Source organism: Vibrio sp. OY15, assembly GCF_000742455.1.
Taxonomy (GTDB): domain Bacteria; phylum Pseudomonadota; class Gammaproteobacteria; order Enterobacterales; family Vibrionaceae; genus Vibrio; species Vibrio alginolyticus.
Genome location: NZ_JPIL01000006.1, coordinates 256805 through 283196 on the forward strand (window position 1 = coordinate 256805; position 26392 = coordinate 283196).

Sequence of the window (26392 nt, forward strand, 5' to 3'; positions counted from 1 at the left end):
TTCAATACGTGTCTTAAATTTGCGAACTTTTTCATTTCGTCTGTATCTGATGCTGTGATGACATAGACCGCGTTAAACCTATTAATATTACAGACTTAGAATCTAATTGGCGTTATCATTATTTACGTTTACTTAACCTCATTCAGCCATAAAAGCATGATAAAAAAAGCTCTCCCCACCATTGTTGGCCTGTTTGCCTTTTCTCATGGTGCCTATGCCGATGTTTCTTTGACTTTGAAAGGCATTGATGGCGCTTTAGAAGAGAATGTCAGTGCGTATCTATCATCTATTCCAGAGAAGGATTACTCCACTTCTCTGCGTTTTCAAGCGAGATTAGATCAAAGTATCACTGAAGCGCTTAACGCGCTTGGGTATTATCATGCAAAAATTTCATACTCTATTCCTGAAGCGAATGATGAGTTAATTGTGCTCATCAAGCCGGGCTTGCCAGTGAAAGTGAAAGTCATGGATGTGGTCATCACTGGAGAGGCCAAGGACGATGAAGAATTTGCAAAACTTATTGAGCGCTCTCCGCTCAAAGTTGGCCAAGTTTTGAATCAAGGCCAATACGACAGCCTTAAGTCAGGCATTCGTAACTTGGCGCTTCAGCGTGGTTACTTCAATGGTGAGTTTACGCTAAGTCGATTAGAGGTTATCCCTGATCTGAACGAAGCTAATGTCCGTTTGCACTACAGCAGTGGAATACGTTTCAATTTTGGCGACGTTTCTTTTATTGGCAACCACATCTGGGAAGACCGTGTCGCATCACTACAACCTTTTAAAGAAGGGGACCCATACAACGTTTCGAAGCTGGGCGAGTTTAACCAGAAGCTATCAAATACGGAGTGGTTTTCCTCAGTTTTTGTTGAGCCTGAATTGGATAGGCTTGATGATGGCCGAGACTTGCCAATTAAAGTGTCTTTATCTCCTGCTTCTAAGAATCAGATCGAGACGGGTATTGGTTACTCAACGGATGTCGGCGTTCGAGGAACGTTGAAGTGGAAGAAACCTTGGGTGAGCTCCCGAGGACACAGTTTCAACACTGCTTTATCCCTATCTAAGCCAGAGCAAACCGTGACTGCTTCTTACAAAATTCCTTTAGAAGATGTCGCTAACGATTATTATCAAGTTCAATATGGGCTTAAAAACCTAGACAACCGTGACACGCAGAGTATCGAGTCTAACCTTGCAGTGGAGCGTCATTGGTTAGCAGACGGTGGTTGGCATAATACCGTTTATGTTCGTCATTTGTACGAGAGCTTTACGCAAGGTTTACAAGATGATGAATTCAACTTCGTACTTCCAGGTGCGACATTTTCTCGGACTAGGGTTCGAGGGGGCAATATGCCAATGTGGGGAGACAAGCAAAGCATCACTATTGAGTATGGTGATACCGCTATGCTTTCTGAAACTAGAGTGCTCCGCTTAATTGGCTCGACTTCTTGGATTCGTGGTATTGGAGAGAATCATCGTGGTTTGTTCCGCTTAGAAGGTGGTGCGAATATTACCGATGAACTTGAAAAACTATCACCGTCGCTGCGTTTCTTCGCTGGTGGTGACAATAATATTCGTGGTTACGGCTATGAATCTATTTCACCTGTGGATGAGAGTGGCGCCCTGACGGGGGGTAAATACATTGTTAGCAGTACATTAGAATACCAATATCGTGTTTATGGAAACTGGTGGGCTGCAACGTTTTACGATATTGGTGATGCGTTTAATGAAACACCAGATTGGAAATCAGGTGCTGGTGTTGGTATCCGCTGGGCGTCTCCGGTGGGCCCTGTTAGTTTTGATTTTGCATGGGGGTTGGATGCAAAACCAGAACGAGAGTTTCGTATCCACTTCTCATTGGGGCCTGAGCTATGATCAAAATGATGTTTAAGTGGACCAAATGGCTGTCGCTCAGTTTGATTGGTCTATTGCTGTTGCTCATCATTATTGTCGCGACAGTTTTATTTACCCACCCAGGCCTCAAATTTGCCTTGTGGGGAGCCGAAAAAGCACTACCACAATTGCAGATTGAAAAAGTGCAGGGTTCATTGTTTCCTCGCTTCGAACTGCATAACGTCAGTTTTGTCGATGAGTCTTTGAATATCGACGCCAAAGTCGAGCGTTTAGCTTTGGCAGTGAACTTCCGCTGTTTCTTTGACCCTAAGGTCTGTGTCGATGAGTTAAGACTGCAGGGGCTTGACTTTAAGATGCCAGAGCTACCGCCAGCAAGCGAGGAGCAAGAGGAAACGCCACCACTGCGTTCTATCAGTACGCCAGTGCCAATTTTTGTTAATAAAGTCAGCTTTAATGACATCAATGTCAATGTGCTGGGCAATCAAATTGATTGGCAAACATTCTCGACCGCTTTGTCGATGCAGGGTGATCGTTTGGTGATCGCACCTACCGCGTTGAAAGACATTAATGTGGCTTTAGCACCAAGTGAGGCTAAACCTGAAGCGGCTGCCGAGGAGCCGAAAGAAACTGACGTTACGCCGCAAGATATTGTGTTACCCGAAGTATGGATTCCACTGACGGTTGAAGCGCGTCGTCTTGATATTCACAATTTCAAACTGGCGGGTGAAACGCCAGTGATCGTCAATCATCTTGGTTTGGTTGCAAGAGCAGGCGGTGAACGTGTTGATGTCAAAACGTTAGAGCTCGACATGCCAGAAGTGGAAGGCAAGTTGAGCACACAAGTGACGCTTTCTTCTGATTACCCTATCAAAGCGCAATTGGACGCGTTAGTGAAGCAAGCGGATGCGAAGGGACAAAAACTGTCGCTTTCGGTCTCGGGTTCGGTTGGTGATTTGTCACTAAATGCTACGCTTTCTGAGCTTGTACAAGCGGAGATCAAAGGTGATATTCAACCGCTTAAAACACAGTTGCCGTTTGATGTCGCGATTAAAAATGTACAGGCGCAATGGCCGCTATTTGGACAAAGCGATTACCAGGTTTCTGTACCAAGCTTGGCGGCAAAAGGCTCACTTGATGGCTACGAAGTCGCATTAGAAACCAAAGCTTCGGGCAAAGATATTCCCGCCGTTGATGTCGCACTAAACGGCAAAGGTACGCTAGAGCAAATTGACCTCGAAAGCCTTGTAGTGAAAACCTTAGGGGGCGAACTCTCTGGGAAAGTCATGGCCAATTGGGCCGCGCCAATCAACTGGCAAGCTGACTTAAACCTGAAGAACATTCAACCAGGATTGCAGTGGAAAGAAGCCGAAGGGGATATCAGCGGTAATCTTTCGACTTCGGGGTTGTTAACAGAACAAGGCGGTTGGCAAGTCAGTTTGCCTAAGTTAGACATTGACGGCATTTTACGAGGTTATCCGCTGAATGTTGAAGGGCAACTTGAAGCGTCTGATAAGAACGGCAAAGGCGAAGACATCCAACTTACCACTCAGGGTTTAGCGCTTTCTCATGGCCCGAACCAACTGAGTGCAAAGGGTAAGATCGATAAGCAAATTCTGATGGATGTTGAGGTTAACTTCCCTGATTTTGCGAAAAGTGTTCCGGACCTTGCAGGTAAGATGCAAGGTAAAGTCGCACTACGTGGTAGCTTGAAAGAACCAGACATCAATCTTGATCTCGCTTTAAATCAGATAAACTGGCAGCAACAGGCGAACGTAGAAACGATCACCTTAAAGGGTGATGTGAAGCCTCTGCCAGCACCAAAAGCGAACATAAGCCTAATTGCGAACAACATTACCTATGACGACATAAAAGTTGATAGTGCTGACCTTGAAGTCTCTGGGGATGAAAAACTGCATCAACTGACGCTCGATGTAGTATCTGACCTGGTGTCGACCAGTTTAGAAATTGAAGGGACATTCCAGCAGAAACCAGAAATGATTTGGGATGGGGCGCTGCGCCGCTTGACGCTGAGCTCGCAACAAGGCCCGTGGGCGTTGCAAAAATCGACCGCGGTGAAGGTCAATATCGACAAACAGATCGCGAACGTTCAAGCGCATTGTTGGTTGCAAGCGGAGTCGAGCGTATGTCTAACCGAAGACATTAGTGTCGGTAAGAGTGGCCAGGCGAAGTTAGCCATCAATGATTTTGATTTTGACCAAATCAAACAATTCCTGCCGCCAGAAACCAAGCTGCAAGGCTCGGTTAATGCACAGGCTTTTGCTAAATGGGCACCAGAGAAAAAGCCTGAAGTAACCTTAAGTGTCAATATGCCAAAAGGCCAAGTTGAACAAGCGCTTGAACAGCCAATTAAAGTCGGTTGGGAAAGCTTCAACTTTAAAGCAGCATTAGCGAAAGACAAGCTTGATGCCGAGTGGCTATTTGATGTGAAAGATAACGGTGACTTGTCTGGTAAGGTTTCTTTACTGAATGTCTCGTCTGAAAAGCCCACTATTGATGGTAAGGTTTCACTCTCTACGTTCCACTTGGATTTCTTGGCACCGTTGATTGGTGAGTACAGCTTGTTTAAAGCAAACATGAATACTGACCTAGCGATATCAGGTGACGTCATGCATCCGAAGGTGAATGGTCAGTTCTTGATTGACCAAATGAAGCTACAGGGTGAAGTCACACCGATAGATATAAACTCAGGGCAGGTCGTCATCAACTTTAAAGGCCATCAAGCGGACTTGGATGCCGGAATTCTAACCCCGGATGGTGAGTTGAACGTTACCGGTGATGCCGACTGGCAGGACTTACAGAACTGGCGTACTAAAGCGCGTGTATTTGCTAAAGAGCTCAATGTTGATTTGCCTCCAATGGTAAAAATCAAAGTTGAGCCTGACATGACAATAGATGTGACTCCTCAGCTTGCGAAAATTGAGGGTGATATTAATTTGCCATGGGGCAGAATTGTCGTCGAAGAGCTTCCACCAAGTGCGGTAGGCGTATCGAGTGATACCGTTATTCTCGATAAAAACTTGCAGCCAGTGGACGATGTGGCTGCGATGCCGTTTGATGTGGAAACGAACATCAACATTAAAATTGGTGATGACTTCCAACTTGCCGCTTTTGGTTTAAAAGGTGGGTTGAAAGGGAACCTAAACGTGACACAAAAAGACAAAGGTCCTTTCATCGTTGGTGAAGTGAATGTTGTCGACGGTTCTTATCGTTCGTTTGGTCAGGACTTATTGATTAAAGAAGGTAAGATTCTGATGAATGGTCCACCAGATCAACCTTACTTGTCTATCAAAGCGATTCGTAATCCAGACAATACCCAAGATGATGTCATTGCGGGGGTACAAGTGTCGGGCCCAGCATCTGATCCGAGTATAGAAATTTTCTCAGAGCCCGCGATGAACCAAGCCAATGCACTTTCTTATCTACTTCGTGGTCAAGATATTGATGGTGAAGCTGGTGGTAATGCAATGACGACTACCTTAATTGGTTTAAGCTTGGCGAAGAGTGGGCGTGTGGTTGGTGAAATCGGTGAAGCCTTTGGCGTACAGGATTTACAGCTGGACACTGCTGGGTCGGGCGATGACTCGCAAGTGACGGTGAGTGGTTATATTCTGCCAGGTTTGCAGGTGAAATATGGTGTCGGCATCTTTAACTCCTTAGGTGAGTTCACTGTGCGTTACCGATTGATGCAAGACTTGTATTTAGAAGCGGTATCAGGTGTAGATAGCGCCGTTGACCTACTCTATCAGTTTGAGTTCGATTAAAGTGCTTTAACCTAAGCATACACAGTCATGACTAAGGAGTGGTTATGCAGCATTTGATTTTTGTCTACGGCACGTTACGCAAGGGAGAGTACAACCATCAGTATTTGCGCTCGGCGCAGTTTCTTGGTTTACATGAAACGGATGCTCAATTTGCAATGTATGACTTAGGCCCTTATCCAGCGTTGTCTGATGGGCAACGCTCGATTCAAGGTGAAGTGTATCTGATTGATGATGAAACCTTATCCGAGCTAGATAGGTTAGAAGATGTGCCAGTGGAATATCGCCGAGAGAGCATCGTTACGCCGTTTGGCCAAGCTTGGATCTACTTATATCAAGATACTGAGCAATTAACTGAAGAAATCGCTTCCGGAGATTGGTGTCAAAAGGTGTGAGCTATACTGACATTATCAATAGCAACGAGCTAAACACTAAGGAGTCACGATGAAAACATTCGTAATTGGAGTAATGGCGTTGCTTCTTGCTGCATGCGCACAAACAACACTACCGACTTCGAATAATGTGACCGATTGGCAAGTGTTTGGTAAGCAGTCAGCTTTAGATGGATTACGGGAGTTATCTGAGGAGCGAATTGCGAAGCTGGATGATGTTAACCATGCGACGCCAGAACTGATAATGGCTTATCAAGCGGGTTACCAGCAAGGTAAACAAGAGTATTGTGAGCAAAGTGCTTATATGCTCGGTGTTATCGGGCGTCCGTATTTTGGCATTTGTGATGATGTTGACCCCTTCTTTCAACATGACTACGACGCTGGACGAATGTCTTCAGCAGGCGCACCTATCTAGTTGACACAGGTAAGATGAAAGCAAAAGAGCTGCCCTAGAGCAGCTCTTTTTAGTTTTGTATCAGCAGTGATGCTTATTTTTTCTGAGCGCGCTCGTAAGATTCTAGGATCTCAGCTTTAGCGGCAGCAACATCTGCCCACCCATCCACTTTCACCCATTTGCCTGCTTCAAGCTCTTTGTAACGCTCAAAGAATTGCGTGATCTGCGCTTTCAGTAGTTCTGGGATATCGTCCACATCTTGGATGTGCTCGTACTCTTTCGAGATTTTTGAGTGGGGAACCGCAAACACTTTTGCATCTTCACCCGATTCATCTGTCATCTTCAAAACGCCAACAGGACGGCAGCGAATGACTGAACCTGGCATGAGTGGGTATGGTGTTGGTACCAATACGTCGACTGGGTCGCCATCAAGAGACAGGGTATTGTTCACGTAGCCATAGTTGCATGGGTAGAACATTGGTGCAGACATGAAACGGTCGACAAATACAGCACCAGAGTCTTTATCTACTTCGTACTTGATTGGATCTGCATTTGCAGGAATTTCGATAACGACATAGATATCTTCAGGCAGCGACTTGCCTGCTGGTACATGGTTTAAGCTCATTAGAATATTCCTTTTCATTAACGATGAGTCACACAAAAGCGGCTTCATCTGATGATAAATTCGCGTTTCACTTTAGCGACAAAAACGCGGCAGGTAAACACCTGCCGCGTTGGACAAAGGTCTGAAATTATTCTTCGTCGCGGTGCAGTTCAAGGAACTCTTCAACTTTGCGAACCATGTTCTTCGAACCCACAAAGAAAGGTACACGCTGGTGCAACTCAGTAGGCTTGATGTCCATAATGCGATTCACGCCGTCCGATGCAATGCCGCCAGCTTGCTCAATGAGGAATGCCATAGGGTTACATTCGTAAAGCAGGCGTAGCTTGCCTTGTGGGTGGCTTTGTGTGCTTGGGTAAAGGTAGATACCACCTTTCAGTAGGTTGCGGTGGAAATCAGCAACCAGCGAGCCAATGTAGCGAGAAGTGTATGGGCGACCGTCTTCTGGCACGTTTTCTTGGCAGTACTTGATGTACTTCTTCACCCCTTGAGGGAAACGAATGTAATTACCTTCGTTGATGGAGTAGATCTTACCATCATCAGGAATCATCATGTTTTCATGAGAAAGACAGAAGCTGCCGATAGATGGGTCGTAAGTAAAGCCGTTTACGCCGTTACCAGTTGTGTATACCAACATGGTGGAGGAGCCGTAAATTACGTAGCCCGCAGCCACTTGTTTGTGACCAGGTTGTAGGAAGTCTTCTTCAGTTGGTGGAGTACCGATTGGAGAAACACGACGGTAAATCGAGAAGATAGTACCAACAGAGACGTTCACATCGATGTTAGAAGAACCATCAAGTGGGTCCATCAGTACTACATATTTGGCGTTTTGGTTGAGTTCTTTATTGAACGCAACTGCTTCGTCTTCTTCTTCACTGGCAACGCCACACACTTGATCACGAGCTTCAAGCGCGGCTTTGAACTTATCGTTCGCGTAAACATCGAGCTTTTGCTGATCTTCACCTTGGACATTTTCCGTGCCTACAGCACCAGTGATATCACCGAGACCCGCTGCGTTGATTTCGCGGTTAACGATTTTTGCAGCTAAACGAATGGAGGCTAAAAGGGATGATAGATCACCGCTAGCGTGGGGGAAATCCGCTTGTTTTTCGACAATGAACTCGCCTAGGGTGCGCAGTCCTGACATGGTTAATCCTTACATTTTCATTTCATTGGGGGTAGTGCGCAAGTGAGCATCTCTTTATGGATGTTAAACGATTGCGCTGGATGTAAGTTTAAGTCGCAGATCTTTTTAATGGTAATGAAGTAACTGTTTGAGATCTCAATTTATTTGTAGACTTGTTTGAGGGATTCATCAGTAAGCAAGAGGTTGTACAGTCTGTGTTCAACCTTGTCATATTTGTGAAAGGGACTGCAAGAAGAAGGCTAAAGTCACTCGCTTTTCAGGCGGTAATCGCGATAATGAAAGCATTAAAAAACGCATTACAAGGTTTAGTTTATGCACATTCATATCTTGGGTATCTGTGGCACATTTATGGGCGGCGCAGCGATTCTAGCGCGCCAATTAGGACATAAAGTCACTGGTTCTGATGCCAACGTTTATCCGCCAATGAGCACACTGCTTGAGTCTCAAGGTATTGAAATTATTGAAGGCTTTGACCCGTCTCAACTCGACCCTCAACCAGATCTTGTGGTGATTGGTAATGCGATGAGCCGTGGCAACCCTTGTGTCGAGCATGTGCTCAACACTAACATGCGTTACACCTCTGGCCCGCAGTGGCTCAACGAGTTTTTGCTGCATGATCGTTGGGTATTGGCGGTATCGGGTACACATGGGAAAACGACCACGTCGAGCATGCTTGCTTGGATACTTGAAGATTGTGGTTATCAACCGGGTTTCTTAGTCGGTGGGGTACTCGGTAACTTCGGAGTGTCTGCTCGTTTGGGTGAAAGCATGTTTTTTGTCGTTGAAGCCGACGAATATGACAGTGCTTTTTTCGATAAGCGTTCTAAGTTTGTGCATTACCATCCTCGCACTTTAATCATGAACAATCTTGAGTTTGATCATGCTGATATCTTCGATGATCTAGAAGCGATCAAGCGCCAATTCCATCATTTAGTGCGAACTGTACCGGGCAATGGATTGATCTTAGCGCCGAGAAAAGATCAGGCGTTAGCGGATGTATTAGAGCGTGGCTGCTGGACTGAAAAACAGTTCTCTGGTGAGAATGGTGACTGGCAAGCGCACAAATTAGTGCTTGATGGCTCAAAATTTGACGTTGCGTTGCAAGGTGAGAAGGTTGGTACCGTCGAATGGAATTTGGTGGGTGACCACAATGTGGATAATGCGCTGATGGCAATCGCTGCTGCACGACATGTTGGAGTCACTCCGGATCTTGCTTGCCAGGCATTAGGGCGTTTCATCAATACCAAGCGCCGTTTAGAGCTGAAAGGTGAAGAACAAGGTGTGACGGTTTACGATGATTTTGCGCATCACCCAACGGCAATTGAACTTACTGTCGGTGGTTTGCGTAACAAGGTAGGTGAAAAACGCATCCTTGCTGTGTTGGAGCCGCGTTCTGCCACCATGAAGCGAGGTGTACACAAAAACACACTTGCAGAGTCACTACACAGTGCAGATGAAGTCTTCTTGTTCCAGCCAGATAATATCGAGTGGTCTGTGCAAGACATTGCCGACCAATGCACACAGCCAGCGTTTGTCGATGCGGATATAGATAACTTTGTAGCCAAGATCGTCGAACGTGCGCGACCAGGTGACCAAATTCTAGTCATGAGCAACGGTGGCTTTGGTGGTATTCACGGAAAACTTCTTGAGCAGTTAAAACAAAAAGCCTGATTGATATGCAAAACAAAACACAACCCTCTCATAAAAAAGCCATCACGTTGGCATTAACGGGTGCTTCTGGTGCTCCCTACGGCCTTCGTCTTTTAGAATGCTTGGTTGCGGCGGATTATCATGTCTACGTTCTGATTTCTTCGGCAGCTCGTGTTGTGATGGCAACCGAGCATAATCTTAAGCTACCAAGTGGCCCAGAAGCGGCGCAGCAAGCATTGGTAGAGCACCTGAACTGCAATCCCGATAACATCACCGTTTGCGGTAAAGATGACTGGTTCTCACCGGTTGCGTCTGGTTCTGCTGCACCAAAGCAAATGGTGGTTTGCCCATGCTCTGCGGGAAGCGTTGCGGCCATAGCACACGGTATGTCGGACAACTTGATCGAACGGGCCGCTGATGTAGTAATGAAAGAGCGCGGGCAGCTGTTGCTCGTGGTTCGCGAAACACCATTCTCAACGCTGCATCTGGAGAACATGCACAAACTGTCGCAAATGGGCGTCACCATCATGCCAGCGGCTCCGGGCTTCTATCATCAGCCAAAGAGCATTGAAGACTTAGTGGATTTTATGGTGGCGAGAATTCTCGACCACTTAGGTATTGAGCAAGGTTTGGTGCCTCGTTGGGGTTATGACCAGCGCTCGTGAGCTGATTGTGTAACCACTCAAATACCTTTACAATCCATCCAACTCATCGGGGAGCAAACCCATTTAGCATTGAGTCAATCAATGCATTGGGGCGCTGAGACCTAAGTGTTTAACTAGGGACCCGTATTACCTGAACCAGATAATGCTGGCGTAGGAATTGAGTCTGGATATTGGAAGTCCTTAATAGCCGCCTCAAACCCTGTGCCGCTCAACTTATTTCTCTGAAATACTCATGGAGAGCGAGCAGTGAAACCCACTTTAAATCTGATTGCCCTAGCTGCAATCACCTCTACTTCAGCGTTTGCCGCTGAAAACACATTAACCATCTATACCTACGATTCTTTTGCCGCAGATTGGGGCCCGGGTCCTAAAATCGAGCAAACTTTTGAAGCAAAATGTGGCTGTGACGTTAACTTCGTAGCGTTGGACGATGGTGTGTCGATTCTGAATCGTCTTCGTCTTGAAGGCGGTAATAGCAAAGCGGACATCGTATTAGGTTTGGATAACAATCTGATGGCAGAAGCGAAGAAAACCGGTCTGCTTGCCGAGCACAATGTGGATACGGCCAACACAGTGTTACCAAACGGCTGGAGCGACACGACGTTTGTACCGTACGATTACGGCTACTTCGCATTTGTGTACAACAAAGAGAAACTGGCTAATCCGCCGAAAAGCATGAAAGAGCTGGTGGAAACGCGCGACGATCTGAAAGTGATTTACCAAGATCCGCGGACTTCAACGCCGGGCCAAGGCTTAATGCTATGGATGAAATCTATTTATGGCGACGATGTGACGCAAGCGTGGCAGAAGCTAGCGAGCAAAACCGTAACGGTCACGAAAGGTTGGTCTGAGGCGTATTCTATGTTCCTCAATGGTGAGTCCGATTTAGTGCTTTCTTACACCACTTCACCTGCGTACCACTTAATTGCGGAAAACGATTCGAAGTTTGCTACGGCGAATTTTGCTGAAGGCCACTACATGCAAGTTGAAGTAGCCGCCAAAGTGAAAGGGGCAAAAAATTCAGAACTTGCTGATCAATTTATGAGTTTCATTTTAAGTGATGAGTTCCAATCGGCGATGCCAACGGGTAACTGGATGTACCCAGTCACTGACGTTGAGTTACCTAAAGGTTTTGAAACTTTGAGTGTTCCAAGCAAGTCGTTGAGCTTTAGTGCTGATGAAGTGGCAAAAATGCGTAAGTCTTGGATTCGCGAATGGCAAAGCGCATTGACGTTTTAGCTGACGTTTCCATCCTCATCTGAATGAGATAGGTTTTACCTTTGAATTCTGTTCCAAAAATAGGTTTAGGGGTCGCGATGATCATCGCGACCTTTGTTATTTCTGCCCTAGGTGCTTTGATTGTTCAAGCCCCTTCACTTGATGTGTCTGTGGTATGGGGCGACCCGTACTATCAACATGTCACCAAGTTCAGTTTCTACCAAGCGTTTCTTTCCACATTGCTCAGTGTTGGCTTTGCCATTCCAGTAGCGCACGCACTTTCGCGTCGCCAATTTATTGGTAAATCGTTACTGCTTAAGCTGTTTGCATCGACACTGGTTTTGCCGGTTTTGGTTGGTGTTTTTGGGCTGTTAGCGATTTATGGCAACAGTGGTTTGTTGGCGCAGTGGTTGCAAAGTTTCGACACTAAACTGCCATTCTCTATTTACGGTTTGAACGGCATTTTACTCGCCCATGTGTTCTTTAATTTACCTTACGCGGCACGATTGCTTCTGCAAGCCTTGGAGTCTATTCCTGCCGAGCAGCATAAGCTTTGCGCGCATCTTGGGATGAGCCATTGGGATAAGTTTCGCTGGGTAGAATGGCCGCGTTTAAGGCAGCAGCTTCCCCACGTTTGTGGGTTGGTGTTTATGTTGTGCTTTACCAGTTTTGCCACTGTAATGGCGTTGGGGGGCGGGCCAAAATCCACCACCATTGAATTGGCCATTTACCAAGCGATTAAGTTTGATTTTGATTTACAAGCTGGGGCGTTATTGGCGCTGTGGCAGATGCTGTTATGTGGACTGCTTGCTATTGGAGTGCAGAAGTTAACAAGGCCTGTTTCTATCAGTGCTGGAAGCACATCGGTACAGCAATATTTAACGAAGGATCATGGGTGGTCAAAAGCTTGGGATAGCTTTTGGATCATAGGTGCCTTTTTACTGGTAATACCGCCGTTATTGATGGTGTTACTGAGTGGCATCAACCAACAAGTTTGGACAGTATTAACCGATGAGCGTTTTTGGTCTGCGCTATTGAACTCCCTCAAAGTCGCCTGTGTCGCTAGCGCGCTTGCGGTCGCTGCAGGGGTGTCCATACTATTGACCAGTCGCCGTTGGCGGTTGCAGTACAAAAACACGCGAGCCGATCAGATTGAGTTAATCGGCACCGTTATTTTGGTGACTCCAGGTCTGGTGATCAGCACCGGTTTATTCTTACTACTGCGCGCATTTACCGATGTTTTTAGCTTGGCATTTTTTGTCGTGATTTTGGTGAACGGTTTGATGGCTTTGCCTTACGTGATCAAAACGCTAGCGCAGCCAATGCTGCACATTGAACAACAGTATCTGTATGTATGTGCCAGCTTAGGCATGCGTGGCTGGCAACGGTTTAAAGTGGTGGAGTGGCAGGCGCTACGCAAGCCGTTTGCACATGCGTTTGCGATCAGCTTTATGTTTGCGATTGGCGATTTAAGTGCTATTGCGTTGTTTGGCGGACAAGAGTTCCGCACTTTACCTCTGTATTTATTCCAGCTGCTTGGCAGCTATCAGATGGACGCGGCTGCGGTGGTATCGGTGACCCTATTGTTGTTGAGTGTGGGCTGTTTTGCCTTGATTGAGAAAGTATTGAAAACGAAGGAGAGAGCGTAATGTTAGTGTTGGATGATGTGCAGTACACCTACCAACGTGAACTGTTTCGTTTTGACTTAACGATTGAGCAAGGACAGATTGTGTCGCTGATGGGACCAAGTGGGGCAGGGAAGTCAACCTTGCTGGCGTTGGTGGCAGGATTTATCCATCCTGACCGTGGTGATATTTGTGTTGATGGTGAGTCCATTGTTCGTAAAGAGCCTTATCTGCGTCCGTTCTCTATGTTGTTCCAAGAGCACAATTTGTTTGCTCACTTATCGGTGCGTGACAACATCGGTTTGGGCTTACACCCAGGGCTAAAGCTTACGGTGGACCAAAATCGTCAGATTGAACAAGCCGCGCAGCAAGTTGGTGTTGCAGAGTACCTCGACCGTTTGCCAGAGCATCTTTCTGGTGGCCAGCGTCAACGTGTTGCCTTAGCGCGTTGTTTTGTTCAGCCTCATCCCATGTGGCTATTGGATGAGCCGTTCTCGGCGCTTGATCCGGTGTTGCGTGAAGAGATGCTGAGCTTGGTAAAAAAACTCGCAGCAGAGCGGGGAATAACTGTATTGATGGTCACGCACCATTTAAGCGATGCCAAAGCGATTGCCAGCCACTTTGTGTTTGTGGCAGATGGTAAAGTGGAAGCCGCGGGTGATATGTCTGCATTGAGTGAACAGCATGCTAGTGAGAAGCTTGCGGCATTTATCCGAGCAGCATGCTAGTGCCTGATAGTTGCTAGGTTATGCTTCTCCGCAACACAAACCATGCCGAGGGCCAAATTCAAATTGAGATCTTAAGCTCATGATATGGTCAATCATTGCTTGTACACGCCGTGGGCGGTTTGCTCCAGGACGATAGACTAAATAAATAGGCATTGGTACCGTGTGCCATTGCGGTAACACTCTGACTAAGGTGCCACTTTCTAGCTCTTGCGTCATGTTCTGCACAGGTAAGTTAGCGATGCCTAGTCCTTTAAGTGCGCCTTTCAATATTGCTTCTACAGTTGTACTTGAGAAGTTACTGGTTATTGAAACATTGACGGTATTATCGTGTGAGATCAGCGTCCAAGGCCCTATTTCTGAAACATATTGATACCTCAAACAGTTGTGTTTTGTCAGGTCTTCTGGCGTTTCAGGTACGCCGAACTCAGCTAAATACTCAGGGCTAGCAGCCAGAACTCGAGTGGTATAGCCTAATTTTTTTGCGATCAATCGATCATCAACTATCTGACCGACTCGAATTGCCATATCAAAGCCGTGTGAAAAGAGATCAACAAAATCGTTCGATGCTTCTAACGCAATTTGTACTTTTGGCCATTGTTTTAAAAATGGCAAAAAGATGTGTTCCGCCATATACGCATCCAACGCTGGTGGCGCGGAAATACGCAGCCGGCCTTGGATCTGTTGTTCCATCTCCTGTACGTCATGGCCAATTGAGTGGAATTCCTCAACTAAGCTTGCAGCACGCTCTAAAACCATTTGGCCAGCTTCGGTGATCACTAACTTTCGGGTTGTGCGCTCTAGGAGTTTGGCTTCAAAGTGTTGTTCGAGTTTGGTTATGGCTTTACTAACAGTAGATTTCGGTAGGTTTAACTCCAGCGCGCACTTGGTTAAGCTCAGTAGTCGACAGCTTGTGACAAAGATAGAAAGCGTTCTAAAGTCAATTGTTTCTAAATTGCGAACAATCACTTTCAATTATCCATATTGTTTCAATATTAATCTGATTATAGTCTGGCACCTCATCCTTAGCCATCAAGTTATTGTCATTTGAGGTAAACAACATGTCCAACTCTGTAGACTTATTTTCTCCTATCGAACTCGGTCAATTAGCATTAGATAACCGTGCCATTATGGCGCCTTTAACGCGAGCTCGTGCTGGCGCAGACCATATTCCTAATGACCTTATGGTTGAATACTACGCTCAACGTGCGAGTGCCGGACTTATCATTGCTGAATGCACCATGGTGATGGAAGGTACGTCTGCTTTCATGGCAGAGCCGGGTATTTACAACGAAGAGCAAATCGCAGCTTGGAAAAAGGTAACGGATGCGGTTCATGAGAGAGGCGGTAAGATTGTACTGCAAATTTGGCATGCGGGACGAGCTTGTCATCCTGATCTGAATGAAGGAAAAACACCTGTAGCGGCGAGCGCATTGGCCATTCGTGATGAATTAGTCCATACCCCTTCGGGTAAGCAAGCATATACGGTACCACGAGCACTCGAAGTGGATGAGATAGCTTCCATTGTTGCGGCGTTTAAACAAGGTGCAGAAAACGCCAAGAAAGCAGGCTTTGATGGGGTCGAGATACATGGCGCCAATGGTTATCTTATTGATAACTTCCTTCGTGACGGTTCAAATTTACGTACCGATGAATACGGTGGTTCGGTTGAAAATCGTGCTCGATTTTTACTTGAGATAGTGAAAGAAGTCGTTGAGGTGTGGGGACCTGGAAGAGTCGGTCTACGTACATCTCCGCTAAATGGATTTAATGACATGAAAGACAGTGATCCAGTTGGCTTGGTGCGTTACTTAGCAGAGCAACTTAATTCTTTCGATCTTGCTTATTGGCACGTGATGCGTGCGGATCTGAAAGGCGTACAAAAAGCAGATGTTCTCAAGCCAGCACGCGAAAACTATCAAGGTCACTTAATGGCGAACGTGGGCTACAGTGCACAAGAAGCGGCAACAGCAATTGCAGAAAACAAAGTTGATGTGGTCGCATTTGGCGTTCCCTTTATCGCAAACCCAGATTTAGTCGAGCGATTTAAGAAAAATGCACCTCTTAATGAGGCGAAACCAGAACACTTTTATTTGGGTGGAGCAGAAGGTTATACCGATTACCCAGTGATGGCATAACCCTTACTTGTTTAATATAAAAAGGACGCTAATGTTAGCGTCCTTTTTCGTTTTTGTATTTACTTAGCCTTGCGGTTTTACGACCATCACATTGATTGGAGAATATTCCACAACCTTACTCGCGACGGAGCCAAGCATTACTTTATTGATTTTAGAGCGCTTGTGACTTGGCATAATGATGAGATCAGCGCCTAAGCGTTCTGCATAATCAAGAATGGTCGCGTAGGCCTTGCCTTCAGCAACATGCACTTGGTAAACCACATCTTCAGCAATATGCTCATTAGCGAAAGTTTTTAGTTGCTGCTTCACGTCTTGCTTCATTTTGGCCGCAGCATCTTTCGGAAAGTATGTGGCAACCATCGACATGTGAATACCAGGTAGTACCGTCAGAAGATGGATTTGAGCATTTGCTTGCTTTGCCTGCCAAACCGCTAGTTCAACCGCTCGGTCTGAAAAGCCTTGGTCATTTAGATCAACCGGAACAAGAATTTGTTTGTACATTCAATGTCTCTCATTAAGGCTCCTTTATCCTCGGGGCCAAATCGGTTATGCGCTCAATTGTTCCTTACGAGCACGACGTTTTTGGTTCATTGCAAGCACCAGCAAAATCATTAAGCATGGTACAAACACCCACTCTTTCATCGGACGGTCTGCATCCTGGATAACCCACTTGATTTCCCAATCAAAGTCGATACCTGCGGACTCTGCTGGACTACCAAATTCAACCATATCGACAATCATTTTGTTGTCACTTTCGGTCAGCATCAGACCCATAGATGAAATACGTGCGTCTGCTGTTGTCGCACTGTCTTCGAATGGAAGACGAACCGTTTTCTCAATGTAGTCGCCCTCAAGGTTTTCACCGGCAACACGTAACTCCAATGATTCTCCTACATTTAGTGTTTCCGTGATTTGAGCTACCTCAACGCCAGGAGAAAGAACTTTCGCTGGGTACAGCATGTCCCACCAAAAACCTGGACGGAAAAACGAAAACGTCAGTACTAATAATAGGACTGTTTCCCACCACTTGTTACGCGTGAACCACCACCCTTGAGTTGCCGCAGAGAAAATCAGCATTGCAATGATCGATGAGATGACCGTGAGTGCCAAATGCCACCAAGAGTCGATCCCCATTAACAATAGCTGGGTATTGAACACAAACATGAACGGCAAAATAGCGGTTCGAATATCGTAAGTAAAACCTTGGATACCAGTACGAATTGGATCTGATTTCGCAATTGCTGCTGCTGCAAAAGCCGCAAGGCCTACAGGTGGGGTATCGTCGGCCAAAATACCAAAGTAGAAAACGAACAAGTGCACCGCTATCAACGGAATAATCAAGCCATGCGCCGCGCCGAGCGTAACAATAACCGGCGCCATTAGCGTAGAGACCACGATGTAGTTCGCCGTGGTTGGCAGACCCATACCCAGAACCAAGCTAATGATGGCGGTAAACAGCAGCATAAGAATGATGCTGCCACCAGAGATAAACTCGACGAAGTCGGTCATCACTAGGCCGATACCCGTTAGTGTAACAACACCAACAACGGTGCCCGCTGCCGCGGTTGCAACGCCGATACCAATCATATTGCGCGCACCAGAAACTAAGCTCTCGGCAAGATCGACAAAGCCATCTTTGGTTTGCTGAAGCATGTCACCTTGCTTTGACAGCAGTGCAATCAACGGACGTTGAGTCAGCAAAATGAAAATCATGAACACCGTTGCCCAGAATGCCGAAAGGCCAGGTGAGAAACGTTCGACAGTCAAACACCAAACCAATACGACGATAGGGAGTAGGTAGTGCAAGCCTGACTTAACGGTTGGGCCAGGATCAGGTACTTCTGTTAATTCTGCATCAATCTCAATTGCGCCATCTTGCACGTGATTTGCTGAGACTTTCACCAACCCAACGTACGCGATTAATAGTGCGACGGTAACAATTGGTGTCGCGGCATCACCAAAGACGTCCTTTGTCCAACCCACTCCGTAGTAAACCAATGCGCTGATCACACACAATCCTAAGATTGTGCCAGTAAAGGACAGCAGACTTTGTACGAGTGTTGGGTTGTGGCGACGAGGAAGCCCTGTCATGCCTGCTTTACACGCTTCAAGGTGAACAATGTAAATTAAAGCAATATAAGAGATTAGCGCTGGAAGTAGGGCGGCTTTAATCACCTCAACGTAGGAGATACCGACGTATTCCACCATCAAAAATGCTGCTGCACCCATGATTGGCGGTGTTAACTGACCATTGGTTGAAGCCGCTACCTCTACCGCACCCGCTTTTGTGCCGGGAAAGCCAACACGCTTCATCAGTGGAATCGTAAAGGTGCCAGTTGTTACTACGTTTGCGATTGAAGAACCAGAAACCAGACCAGATAAACCTGATGCAACAACGGCCGCTTTAGCTGGACCACCTTTCATATGGCCAAGTAACGAGAAGGCAACTTTAATGAAGTAAGCACCAGCACCAGCGCGTTCCAGCATTGCTCCAAACAATACAAACAAGAAGACAAAAGAGGTAGAAACACCTAGCGCAACCCCAAATACGCCTTCAGTTGTTAGCCACAAGTGAGACATGGCCTTGTTCAAGCTTGCCCCTTTGTGCGCGATAACGTCAGGCATGTAAGGGCCTGCAAAGGTGTAAGTAAGGAAAACAGCAGCCACGACCATTAATGGTGGACCAAGTGCTCGGCGTGTTGCTTCTAAAAGGAGGAGCATACCGATAACAGCAACAACGATATCAACCGTTGTCGGTGCGCCTGAGCGTCCTGCTAGCTCGGTATAAAAAAGGTATATATAGGCTGCTGAAAAGCTGCCAGCCAACGCGAGTATCCAATCAACAAGAGGGATATGATCGCGAGGAGAATTCTTCATCGCTGGATAAGCAGTGAAAGCCAAAAAGATCGCGAAAGTAAGGTGGATAGATCGCGCTTCCGTGTCGTTCAGTACGCCAAAATTGAAAATAAATGGTAACGGGGATGCGTACCATAATTGAAATAGTGACCAACACAGAGGAACAAACCAAAGGATTCGTCCTTGCATTCCCGAAGGGCTACGTGCACCTGTGTCTGCCTGAGCCACCATTTCTTGCACATCTTGTGACGGAGCTTGATTCGTCGCCATGTACTTTTTCCTTATTATTGATGGTCCTGTCTGATTTTTATCGAGAACCACACTTCGCCTCTATCAGTGTAGTGAATGGAGCGAAGTTTGCTTTCGAGTATTTTGCTGCCTGAACTCAAAGTGTTGATTGTTGGATACTCTGTTAGGCGGCGTTTAAGTTTTCTTGGGTATGAGCTCGCAGTTATCAGAAGAAAACTGGCGAATGAAGCATACAGTTAGAACGTGCTACAACCTGTATGCTCAAACAGGCAGAAAATATTCTTTCCTGCCTGTATGTAGAGTCTGAGGAAATTACTTAATTAGACCCATTTCTTTGTAGTATTTTTCTGCACCTGGGTGAAGAGGAATAGAAAGACCAGCTTTCACCATGTCTTCTTTCTTCAAGTTTGCGAATGCAGGGTGTAGACGTTTGAAGGTATCAAAGTTTTCAAACACAGCTTTTGCCACGTTGTAAGCGACATCGTCTGAAACATCAGAGGTCGTTACCATTGTTGCTGCAACACCAAAGCTGTTTACGTCTTTGTCTGTACCGCGGTACATACCAGCCGGTACTGAGCTAAAGGCGTAGTATGGGTTGTCGGCAACAATTTTATCGATTTTAGGGCCTGTTGCTGAAACTAGCTTCGCATCACATGATGTGGTTGCTTCTTTGATTGAACCGTTCGGGTGGCCGACCATGTAAATGAAGGCGTCAATTTTGTTATCACAAAGTGCCTGAGAGCGTTCAGAGCCTTTTAGCTCAGACGCCAATTTGAAGCTGTCGTTTGTCCACCCCATCGCTTCCATGACAACGCCCATCGTTGCACGGTCACCAGAGCCTGGGTTACCGATGTTTACACGCTTACCTTTCAGGTCTTCAACGTTTTCAATACCTGAATCTGCACGCGCAATGATGTTGAAAGGTTCTGTATGAAGAGAGAACATTGCGCGTAGCTTCTTGTACGGGCCTTGTTCTTCAAACTTGCTCGTACCGTTGTAGCCGTGGTACTGCCAATCCGATTGCACGATACCAAAATCTAATTCGCCTGCACGGATAGTGTTAACGTTGTAAATTGAGCCACCAGTCGATTCTACTGAACAACGGATGTTGTGGTCTTTACGACCTTTATTTACCAACTTACAGATAGCACCACCAGTTGGGTAGTAAACACCTGTCACAGAGCCAGTACCGATGGTAATAAACTCTTGAGCGTTAACTGCGCCTGCGCCCATTACGGCTGCAGCGATAGCGCCTACTTTGAGAAGTTTGTTAAATGCCATGAATTTCCCTTCCTTATATTCATTATTTACCCGGAAATAACCATAAATCACTTCTGGAGTTTCCTATTTGGAAACGGCACCTTTTTCAATCCAATCGTTTGAAAAAGCGAGCGAATCATAACAAAAAATAGGCAGAAAATTATCCAATTGTTAAATGTTATAGTTGATAAGTCTGAATTTTGTATCAGGGGATAGGATTCAATTTGTGATTTAATTCTTTTTATAACAATTACTTAATTAACGTTTGGTGACTGAAATGAAAAAGATCAATTGCGTGATGTTAATCACAAAACAGGTGATTAAAGAATGATCGGAGTAAGCAAAAAATTTACATAAATTATGGGCTACAAAATGAGACTTCTTTTATAACCCACAATGAGTTAGCTGATTGAAGCTTTATAGAACTTAACCAGTATATTCGAACAGCTCGCACACTGATTTGAAGAGTTGCTCAGTCGTAATTGCCATGGTTGGCGTAATGAAAATGGTATCGTCACCCGCGACAACGCCAAGAATACCTTCGGATTTACCGAGTGAATCAAGCAAGCGAGCAATCAACTGTGCTGCACCTGGGCCGGTGTGAATTACCACTAACGCTGCATTACGATCGATGTCTAGCACCAGTTCACGCAGAGAGCTGCTGACTGTTGGTACACCTAGCTCAGCAGGAAGACAGTAAACCATTTCCATTTTTGCATTGCGCGTACGGACGGCGCCAAATTTAGTCAGCATACGTGAGACTTTAGATTGGTTGATACTCTCAAACCCTTGCTGTTTGAGTGCGTCAACAATCTCGCCCTGTGAGCCAAAGCTTTCTTCTTTTAACAGGGCTTTAAAGGCGCGAACTAAGTTGTCTTGTTTTTCTGAATTGCGCATAGTCATTACAAATCTCTTATTACGGGTCAGCAATTTTGCATATTCTCGCATATATATTCAGGCGGTGCCAAAGAGTCCCAGGATTATGTTAGATGCGTCACTGTAAACTATATACCACATAGAATTCTTTAGCGCGCTGAAGTAGGGCTGTATCTGTTTTCTTGAATTCCTTGTCATTTCAACAGAATAAAAGAATAATCCAAGCCCCATTTGTAGCACGGTAACAGCGAGTTGCGCGAGGTCGCAAAGCTAGCGTTAATTGATTGTAATCAAGTTGTGATTCCGATAGCTTTATTTAAGTTGGTTACAAACTACCCTACGAATACGTTTATAAGAGAAATACTCTCAAGGAGAACTACATGAAAGTAGCCGTTATTGGTGCCGCTGGTGGCATCGGTCAAGCCCTGGCCCTTCTACTTAAGAACCGTCTTCCTGCTGGTTCTGATCTAGCCCTATATGATATTGCTCCAGTAACTCCTGGTGTGGCCGCTGATCTTAGCCACATCCCTACGCCAGTTTCTATCAAAGGTTACGCTGGTGAAGATCCTACTCCAGCACTAGAAGGCGCGGATGTTGTGCTAATTTCTGCTGGTGTTGCGCGTAAGCCAGGTATGGATCGTGCGGATCTATTTAATGTAAACGCTGGTATCGTTAAATCGCTAGCGGAGAAGATTGCGGTTGTTTGTCCGAAAGCTTGTGTTGGTATCATCACAAACCCTGTAAATACAACAGTGCCAATTGCTGCTGAAGTTCTTAAAAAAGCGGGTGTTTATGATAAGCGTCGTCTATTTGGTGTAACAACGTTGGATGTTATCCGTTCAGAAACGTTTGTTGCTGAGCTTAAAGACAAAGATCCAGGTGACGTTCGCGTGCCAGTTATTGGTGGTCACTCTGGCGTAACGATCTTACCTCTACTGTCTCAAGTAGAAGGTGTTGAGTTTACAGCTGAAGAAGTAGAAGCATTAACGAAACGTATTCAAAATGCAGGTACTGAAGTTGTAGAAGCTAAAGCGGGTGGTGGTAGTGCAACACTATCAATGGGCCAAGCTGCATGTCGCTTTGGTCTGTCTCTGGTTCGTGCTCTTCAAGGTGAAGAAGGCGTAGTTGAGTGCGCTTACGTTGAAGGCGACGGCGAACACGCGACTTACTTCGCGCAACCTGTGAAACTGGGTAAAGAAGGCGTTGAAGAAGTACTAAGCTACGGCAAACTCAGCGATTACGAAAAGTCTGCATTAGACGGTATGCTAGAAACACTAAATGGCGACATCAACATTGGTGTTGAATTCGCAAAGTAATCTAGAAAGCCTATATAAGAAAAAAGCCGATCATTTTGATCGGCTTTTTTGATCCTTGATTTCTCAACTTCGTAAAAATGGTCGAATAAAACCACGTAGTGAAGGAGAAGATGATGGAAGCGAGTCGAATCCGTAAAGGCATGGTTGTTGAGTGCCAACAAGGCGTCGGTACGATATTAGTGGTCGACCATGAAGCAGAGACGGTATTGTTGTCCAAACAAGGGACTGAACAGCAGCTCGCCGTTAGCTTTGATGAAATAGAAGATGATCCACAACTGCATGGCGGTAGTGACAGATATTACTAGCGCCTCCGGCGTCGTCATTAGGTATCAAACGTAAAAAAGGAAGAGCATGCTCTTCCTTTTTGCTATAAGTCTTGCGTTATGGGTAGCTATTGATTACTTCGTGCGTTGTACTGCGACATGAGCCAGAGTAACAAGCGCTTGTTTGTATTCAGACTCTGGCAACACTGATAGTTCTGCGATTGCTTTGTCTGCTTCTTCTAGAGCTTTTTGCGTTGTGTATTCCAGAGAGCCCGCTTCTTTCATGACCGCAAGAATTTCTTCTAAGCGATCCATGCCATTCGCTTTCTCAATTGCTTCACGAATCATGATGGCGTTTTCTGGTGTGGTATTACGCATAGCATGGAGTAGAGGCAAAGTTGGCTTGCCTTCGGCCAAGTCATCACCCACATTTTTACCCATGTCTTCGCCATCAGAAGTGTAATCCATGACGTCATCAATGAGCTGAAACGCAGTGCCTAGATACTTACCGTAATTTTGCATTGCGATTTCCACATGCTCAGGAGCATCATTTAAGATTGCACCGATTTGAGTTGCGGATTCAAATAAGCGCGCAGTCTTAGAGTAGATGACTTGCATGTAGCTTTCTTCTGTCGTGTCAGGGTCGTTACAGTTCATCAACTGCTGTACTTCACCTTCGGCGATCACGTTTACGGCATTGCTCATTAGTTTAAGGATCTTCATGGATCCTAGTTCCGTCATCATCTGAAATGAGCGTGTATAGATAAAGTCCCCAACTAATACGCTAGCCGCATTGCCAAATGCTGCATTCGCAGTGGCTTTACCACGGCGCATGTCTGATTCATCTACCACGTCATCATGCAGCAAAGTCGCTGTATGGATGAACTCAATAAACGCAGCTGCCATTGTATGACCATTGCCTTGGTAACCAAGTGCACGGGCTGACAGTATCGCTAAAAGCGGTCTTAGACGTTTGCCTCCACCACTCACGATATAAAAACCGAGCTGGTTGATTAAAGAGACATCAGAATTAAGTTGGGCTTGAATTGTTTCATTCACTTTTGCCATGTCATCGGCAGTAAGCGCTTGGATAGTTTTAAAATCCATCGTATATCCGGCTGAAGTTAGACCCTGCAAGGCTTATTCGATTTATATAATTGTCGAATAATACACTAAAAAACGTTGATTAATACATTACTAAAGGGCATGATTGCCGCACTTTTCTTTGGCGATTAGCTTTTCGCCAATTTTTTCAAAATATGGCTTGTCATAGGAGCATCTATTCTGTAGAATCTGCGCCCTATTGATGATTAGTTTAGCGCACACCCTCAAGAAAGGCTGTGCGGAAAAAGCGGAGTAAAATATGTACGCTGTTTTCCAATCTGGTGGTAAACAACACCGTGTAAGCGAAGGTCAAACTCTTCGTTTAGAGAAATTAGACGTTGAAACTGGTGCAACTGTAGAATTTGATAAAGTTCTTCTTGTTGCTAACGGCGAAGACATCAAAGTTGGTGCTCCTCTTGTAGAGGGCGGCAAAATTGTTGCTGAAGTTGTACAACACGGTCGTGGCGATAAAGTTAAAATCGTTAAGTTCCGTCGTCGTAAGCACTCTCGTAAGCAACAGGGTCACCGTCAGTGGTTCACTGAAGTGAAGATCACTGGTATCAACGCTTAATCTATTAGGAGAGTTTAACAATGGCACACAAAAAAGCTGGTGGTTCTACTCGTAACGGCCGCGATTCAGAAAGCAAACGTCTAGGTGTTAAGCGTTTCGGTGGTGAATCTGTACTTGCAGGTAACATCATCGTTCGTCAACGTGGTACTAAGTTCCACGCTGGTAACAACGTAGGTATCGGTAAAGACCACACTCTATTCGCTCTTACTGAAGGTAAAGTGAAGTTCGAAGTGAAAGGTCCTAAGAACCGTAAGTTTGTAAGCATCGAAGCTGAGTAATTAGGTTTTTAACCAAATTACTTAATAGCTTTAAGCTGAATTCAAAAGCCCTGCCGAATCGGCGGGGTTTTTTATTTGTGGCAGTCGACATATCGAAGTTTCTCGCTAAGATCCTAAGCGATTTGAATCTGGGAGCTTAGATCTGTCATCTGCTAAAATTGTCGGATGACATAGTAAGATTTAATCCACGCACGAAGTAGTCGGAGTAAAAGATGAAGTTCGTAGATGAAGCGGTAGTAAAAGTTCAGGCTGGTGATGGCGGTAGTGGCGTTGTCAGTTTCTGGCGTGAAAAATTCATCACTAAAGGTGGCCCTGATGGCGGTGATGGCGGTGACGGTGGTGATGTTTATATCCAAGCCGATGAAAACCTAAATACCCTGATTGATTACCGTTTCCAGCGCTTCTACGAAGCTGAGCGTGGTGAAAACGGTCGCGGTGGTAACTGTACAGGTAAGCGTGGTAAAGACATCGTTCTTCGTGTACCTGTGGGTACGCGCGCTGTGGATATCCACACAAATGAAATCGTGGCGGAAGTTGCTGAACACGGTAAGAAAGTGATGATCGCAAAAGGCGGTTGGCACGGTCTAGGTAACACGCGTTTCAAATCTTCAGTAAACCGCGCGCCTCGTCAGAGAACATTGGGTACAAAAGGTGAAGTACGCGAAATTCGCCTTGAGCTATTGCTTCTTGCTGATGTGGGTATGCTTGGTCTACCTAATGCCGGTAAATCAACCTTTATCCGCGCAGTATCAGCAGCAAAACCGAAAGTCGCTGATTACCCATTCACGACTTTGATCCCAAGCTTGGGTGTCGTAAGTGTCGTACCAGAGAAAAGTTTTGTTGTTGCAGACATCCCTGGTTTGATCGAGGGTGCAGCAGATGGCGCTGGCCTTGGTATTCGATTCTTGAAGCACTTAGAGCGTTGTCGAGTATTGCTGCACATGATCGATATTATGCCAATTGATCAGTCCGATCCGGTGCAAAATGCATTGACGATCATTGATGAACTAGAACAATACAGCGAAAAACTGGCAAGTAAGCCGCGCTGGTTAGTGTTCAACAAAGTTGATCTAATGCCTGAAGAAGAAGCGAATGAGAAGATCCAAGAAATCTTAGACGCACTAGGTTGGGAAGACGAGTACTTTAAGATCTCGGCGATCAATCGTAACGGTACTAAAGAGCTTTGTTACAAACTGGCTGACTTTATGGATAACCTACCTCGCGAAGAGGAAGAAGTGGCTGAAGAAGATAAAGTTAACTTCATGTGGGATGATTACCATAAAGATGCGATGGCGGGTAAAGACGTTATCACTGAAGATGACGACGACGATTGGGATGACTGGGACGATGAAGAAGATGACGGTCACGTTGTCTACGTTCGTGACTAATCAGAACGGTCAAACAATGCCTGTTTGC

The 26392-nt window shown here is 45.7% G+C and carries 23 protein-coding genes and 1 riboswitch; of the genes, 15 read left to right on the top strand and 8 right to left on the bottom strand.

What is annotated here, in order from left to right; translation table 11 throughout:
* Positions 1-156 precede the first annotated feature (156 nt).
* From tamA to IJ23_RS08405, 4 genes are read left to right on the top strand one after another with little or no spacing between them, the layout of a single operon-like run.
* Positions 157-1869: an autotransporter assembly complex protein TamA gene (tamA, locus tag IJ23_RS08390; protein WP_005383121.1), complete on the top strand. Its 1713-nt coding sequence runs from the start codon at positions 157-159 to the stop codon at positions 1867-1869.
* Positions 1866-5630, top strand: a complete 3765-nt coding sequence (tamB, locus tag IJ23_RS08395) for an autotransporter assembly complex protein TamB (protein ID WP_033906018.1) — start codon at positions 1866-1868, stop codon at positions 5628-5630. Before tamA ends, tamB begins: the two co-directional genes overlap by 4 nt.
* Before the next feature lie 44 nt (positions 5631-5674).
* On the top strand, positions 5675-6022 hold the full coding sequence (locus IJ23_RS08400; protein ID WP_033906019.1) for a gamma-glutamylcyclotransferase family protein: 348 nt from the start codon (positions 5675-5677) through the stop codon (positions 6020-6022).
* 49 nt (positions 6023-6071) lie between these two features.
* On the top strand, positions 6072-6434 hold the full coding sequence (locus tag IJ23_RS08405) for a DUF2799 domain-containing protein (protein ID WP_025768360.1): 363 nt from the start codon (positions 6072-6074) through the stop codon (positions 6432-6434).
* A gap of 73 nt (positions 6435-6507) precedes the next feature.
* On the opposite strand, the gene ppa is transcribed toward IJ23_RS08405, so the two are convergent.
* Both ppa and fbp read right to left on the bottom strand, forming a co-directional pair.
* Positions 6508-7038 (bottom strand): inorganic diphosphatase, encoded by a 531-nt coding sequence (gene ppa, locus IJ23_RS08410; protein ID WP_005379635.1) that lies wholly within the window; start codon positions 7036-7038, stop codon positions 6508-6510.
* Positions 7039-7165: 127 nt separating this feature from the next.
* Positions 7166-8182, bottom strand: a complete 1017-nt coding sequence (gene fbp, locus IJ23_RS08415; RefSeq protein WP_005383114.1) for a class 1 fructose-bisphosphatase — start codon at positions 8180-8182, stop codon at positions 7166-7168.
* A gap of 312 nt (positions 8183-8494) precedes the next feature.
* Here fbp and mpl point away from each other — a divergent pair, with 312 nt between their 5' ends.
* The 5 genes from mpl (at position 8495) to thiQ (ending at position 14068) form a co-directional block, all read left to right on the top strand.
* On the top strand, positions 8495-9853 hold the full coding sequence (gene mpl / locus IJ23_RS08420) for a UDP-N-acetylmuramate:L-alanyl-gamma-D-glutamyl-meso-diaminopimelate ligase (protein ID WP_033906021.1): 1359 nt from the start codon (positions 8495-8497) through the stop codon (positions 9851-9853).
* 5 nt (positions 9854-9858) lie between these two features.
* Positions 9859-10497: a flavin prenyltransferase UbiX gene (locus IJ23_RS08425; RefSeq protein WP_033906022.1), complete on the top strand. Its 639-nt coding sequence runs from the start codon at positions 9859-9861 to the stop codon at positions 10495-10497.
* Positions 10498-10534: 37 nt separating this feature from the next.
* A riboswitch (TPP riboswitch) is annotated at positions 10535-10671 on the top strand.
* A 72-nt stretch (positions 10672-10743) separates the two neighbouring features.
* A complete protein-coding gene (gene thiB, locus IJ23_RS08430; RefSeq protein WP_033906023.1) occupies positions 10744-11736 on the top strand; it encodes a thiamine ABC transporter substrate binding subunit in 993 nt (330 codons plus the stop codon).
* A gap of 41 nt (positions 11737-11777) precedes the next feature.
* Complete coding sequence (thiP, locus tag IJ23_RS08435; RefSeq protein WP_081886408.1) at positions 11778-13364, top strand: thiamine/thiamine pyrophosphate ABC transporter permease ThiP; 1587 nt, start codon at positions 11778-11780, stop codon at positions 13362-13364.
* Positions 13364-14068, top strand: a complete 705-nt coding sequence (thiQ, locus tag IJ23_RS08440; RefSeq protein WP_005379648.1) for a thiamine ABC transporter ATP-binding protein — start codon at positions 13364-13366, stop codon at positions 14066-14068. Before thiP ends, thiQ begins: the two co-directional genes overlap by 1 nt.
* An 18-nt stretch (positions 14069-14086) precedes the next feature.
* Here the strand turns inward: thiQ and IJ23_RS08445 are convergent, their stop codons facing one another.
* Complete coding sequence (locus IJ23_RS08445; RefSeq protein ID WP_005379650.1) at positions 14087-15034, bottom strand: LysR family transcriptional regulator; 948 nt, start codon at positions 15032-15034, stop codon at positions 14087-14089.
* A 92-nt stretch (positions 15035-15126) separates the two neighbouring features.
* Between IJ23_RS08445 and IJ23_RS08450 the strand changes: the two genes are divergently transcribed.
* A complete protein-coding gene (locus IJ23_RS08450; RefSeq protein WP_025768366.1) occupies positions 15127-16203 on the top strand; it encodes an alkene reductase in 1077 nt (358 codons plus the stop codon).
* Positions 16204-16266: 63 nt separating this feature from the next.
* Here IJ23_RS08450 and IJ23_RS08455 read toward each other — a convergent pair whose 3' ends face one another.
* The 4 genes from IJ23_RS08455 to argR form a co-directional block, all read right to left on the bottom strand.
* Positions 16267-16704: a universal stress protein gene (locus tag IJ23_RS08455; protein ID WP_005379654.1), complete on the bottom strand. Its 438-nt coding sequence runs from the start codon at positions 16702-16704 to the stop codon at positions 16267-16269.
* 45 nt (positions 16705-16749) lie between these two features.
* A complete protein-coding gene (locus IJ23_RS08460) occupies positions 16750-19329 on the bottom strand; it encodes a TRAP transporter permease (protein ID WP_017820274.1) in 2580 nt (859 codons plus the stop codon).
* Between the two features lie 291 nt (positions 19330-19620).
* Positions 19621-20589, bottom strand: a complete 969-nt coding sequence (locus IJ23_RS08465; RefSeq protein WP_005379657.1) for a TAXI family TRAP transporter solute-binding subunit — start codon at positions 20587-20589, stop codon at positions 19621-19623.
* 405 nt (positions 20590-20994) lie between these two features.
* Positions 20995-21465 (bottom strand): transcriptional regulator ArgR, encoded by a 471-nt coding sequence (gene argR, locus IJ23_RS08470; protein WP_005379659.1) that lies wholly within the window; start codon positions 21463-21465, stop codon positions 20995-20997.
* Positions 21466-21824: 359 nt separating this feature from the next.
* Between argR and mdh the strand changes: the two genes are divergently transcribed.
* Positions 21825-22760 (top strand): malate dehydrogenase, encoded by a 936-nt coding sequence (gene mdh / locus IJ23_RS08475; RefSeq protein WP_005379660.1) that lies wholly within the window; start codon positions 21825-21827, stop codon positions 22758-22760.
* A 113-nt stretch (positions 22761-22873) separates the two neighbouring features.
* Positions 22874-23065: a hypothetical protein gene (locus tag IJ23_RS08480; RefSeq protein WP_005379661.1), complete on the top strand. Its 192-nt coding sequence runs from the start codon at positions 22874-22876 to the stop codon at positions 23063-23065.
* Positions 23066-23158: 93 nt separating this feature from the next.
* Here IJ23_RS08480 and ispB read toward each other — a convergent pair whose 3' ends face one another.
* The gene (ispB, locus tag IJ23_RS08485) at positions 23159-24130 is read right to left on the bottom strand and encodes an octaprenyl diphosphate synthase (protein WP_005383097.1); all 972 of its coding nucleotides are present in this window, start codon (positions 24128-24130) and stop codon (positions 23159-23161) included.
* Between the two features lie 256 nt (positions 24131-24386).
* On the opposite strand from ispB, the gene rplU reads away from it, so the two are divergent.
* The 3 genes from rplU to cgtA all read left to right on the top strand — a co-directional run bounded on the left by rplU (position 24387) and on the right by cgtA (position 26364).
* Entirely contained in the window at positions 24387-24698 is a 312-nt protein-coding gene (gene rplU / locus IJ23_RS08490; RefSeq protein ID WP_005383096.1) for a 50S ribosomal protein L21, read from the top strand.
* Positions 24699-24718: 20 nt separating this feature from the next.
* Positions 24719-24976 carry a 50S ribosomal protein L27 gene (gene rpmA / locus IJ23_RS08495; protein WP_005383095.1) on the top strand — a complete coding sequence of 86 codons (258 nt, stop codon included), beginning with the start codon at positions 24719-24721 and terminating at the stop codon, positions 24974-24976.
* A gap of 212 nt (positions 24977-25188) precedes the next feature.
* Positions 25189-26364, top strand: a complete 1176-nt coding sequence (gene cgtA, locus IJ23_RS08500; RefSeq protein WP_005383091.1) for an Obg family GTPase CgtA — start codon at positions 25189-25191, stop codon at positions 26362-26364.
* Positions 26365-26392 lie beyond the last annotated feature (28 nt).

Coding starts and splice junctions, on each gene's coding strand:
- tamA (WP_005383121.1), top strand. CDS start 157: ATGATAAAAAAAGCTCTCCCCACCATTGTTGGCCTGTTTGCCTTTTCT.
- tamB (WP_033906018.1), top strand. CDS start 1,866: ATGATCAAAATGATGTTTAAGTGGACCAAATGGCTGTCGCTCAGTTTG.
- IJ23_RS08400 (WP_033906019.1), top strand. CDS start 5,675: ATGCAGCATTTGATTTTTGTCTACGGCACGTTACGCAAGGGAGAGTAC.
- IJ23_RS08405 (WP_025768360.1), top strand. CDS start 6,072: ATGAAAACATTCGTAATTGGAGTAATGGCGTTGCTTCTTGCTGCATGC.
- ppa (WP_005379635.1), bottom strand. CDS start 7,038: ATGAGCTTAAACCATGTACCAGCAGGCAAGTCGCTGCCTGAAGATATC.
- fbp (WP_005383114.1), bottom strand. CDS start 8,182: ATGTCAGGACTGCGCACCCTAGGCGAGTTCATTGTCGAAAAACAAGCG.
- mpl (WP_033906021.1), top strand. CDS start 8,495: ATGCACATTCATATCTTGGGTATCTGTGGCACATTTATGGGCGGCGCA.
- IJ23_RS08425 (WP_033906022.1), top strand. CDS start 9,859: ATGCAAAACAAAACACAACCCTCTCATAAAAAAGCCATCACGTTGGCA.
- thiQ (WP_005379648.1), top strand. CDS start 13,364: ATGTTAGTGTTGGATGATGTGCAGTACACCTACCAACGTGAACTGTTT.
- IJ23_RS08450 (WP_025768366.1), top strand. CDS start 15,127: ATGTCCAACTCTGTAGACTTATTTTCTCCTATCGAACTCGGTCAATTA.
- IJ23_RS08455 (WP_005379654.1), bottom strand. CDS start 16,704: ATGTACAAACAAATTCTTGTTCCGGTTGATCTAAATGACCAAGGCTTT.
- IJ23_RS08460 (WP_017820274.1), bottom strand. CDS start 19,329: ATGGCGACGAATCAAGCTCCGTCACAAGATGTGCAAGAAATGGTGGCT.
- IJ23_RS08465 (WP_005379657.1), bottom strand. CDS start 20,589: ATGGCATTTAACAAACTTCTCAAAGTAGGCGCTATCGCTGCAGCCGTA.
- argR (WP_005379659.1), bottom strand. CDS start 21,465: ATGCGCAATTCAGAAAAACAAGACAACTTAGTTCGCGCCTTTAAAGCC.
- mdh (WP_005379660.1), top strand. CDS start 21,825: ATGAAAGTAGCCGTTATTGGTGCCGCTGGTGGCATCGGTCAAGCCCTG.
- IJ23_RS08480 (WP_005379661.1), top strand. CDS start 22,874: ATGGAAGCGAGTCGAATCCGTAAAGGCATGGTTGTTGAGTGCCAACAA.
- ispB (WP_005383097.1), bottom strand. CDS start 24,130: ATGGATTTTAAAACTATCCAAGCGCTTACTGCCGATGACATGGCAAAA.
- rplU (WP_005383096.1), top strand. CDS start 24,387: ATGTACGCTGTTTTCCAATCTGGTGGTAAACAACACCGTGTAAGCGAA.
- rpmA (WP_005383095.1), top strand. CDS start 24,719: ATGGCACACAAAAAAGCTGGTGGTTCTACTCGTAACGGCCGCGATTCA.
- cgtA (WP_005383091.1), top strand. CDS start 25,189: ATGAAGTTCGTAGATGAAGCGGTAGTAAAAGTTCAGGCTGGTGATGGC.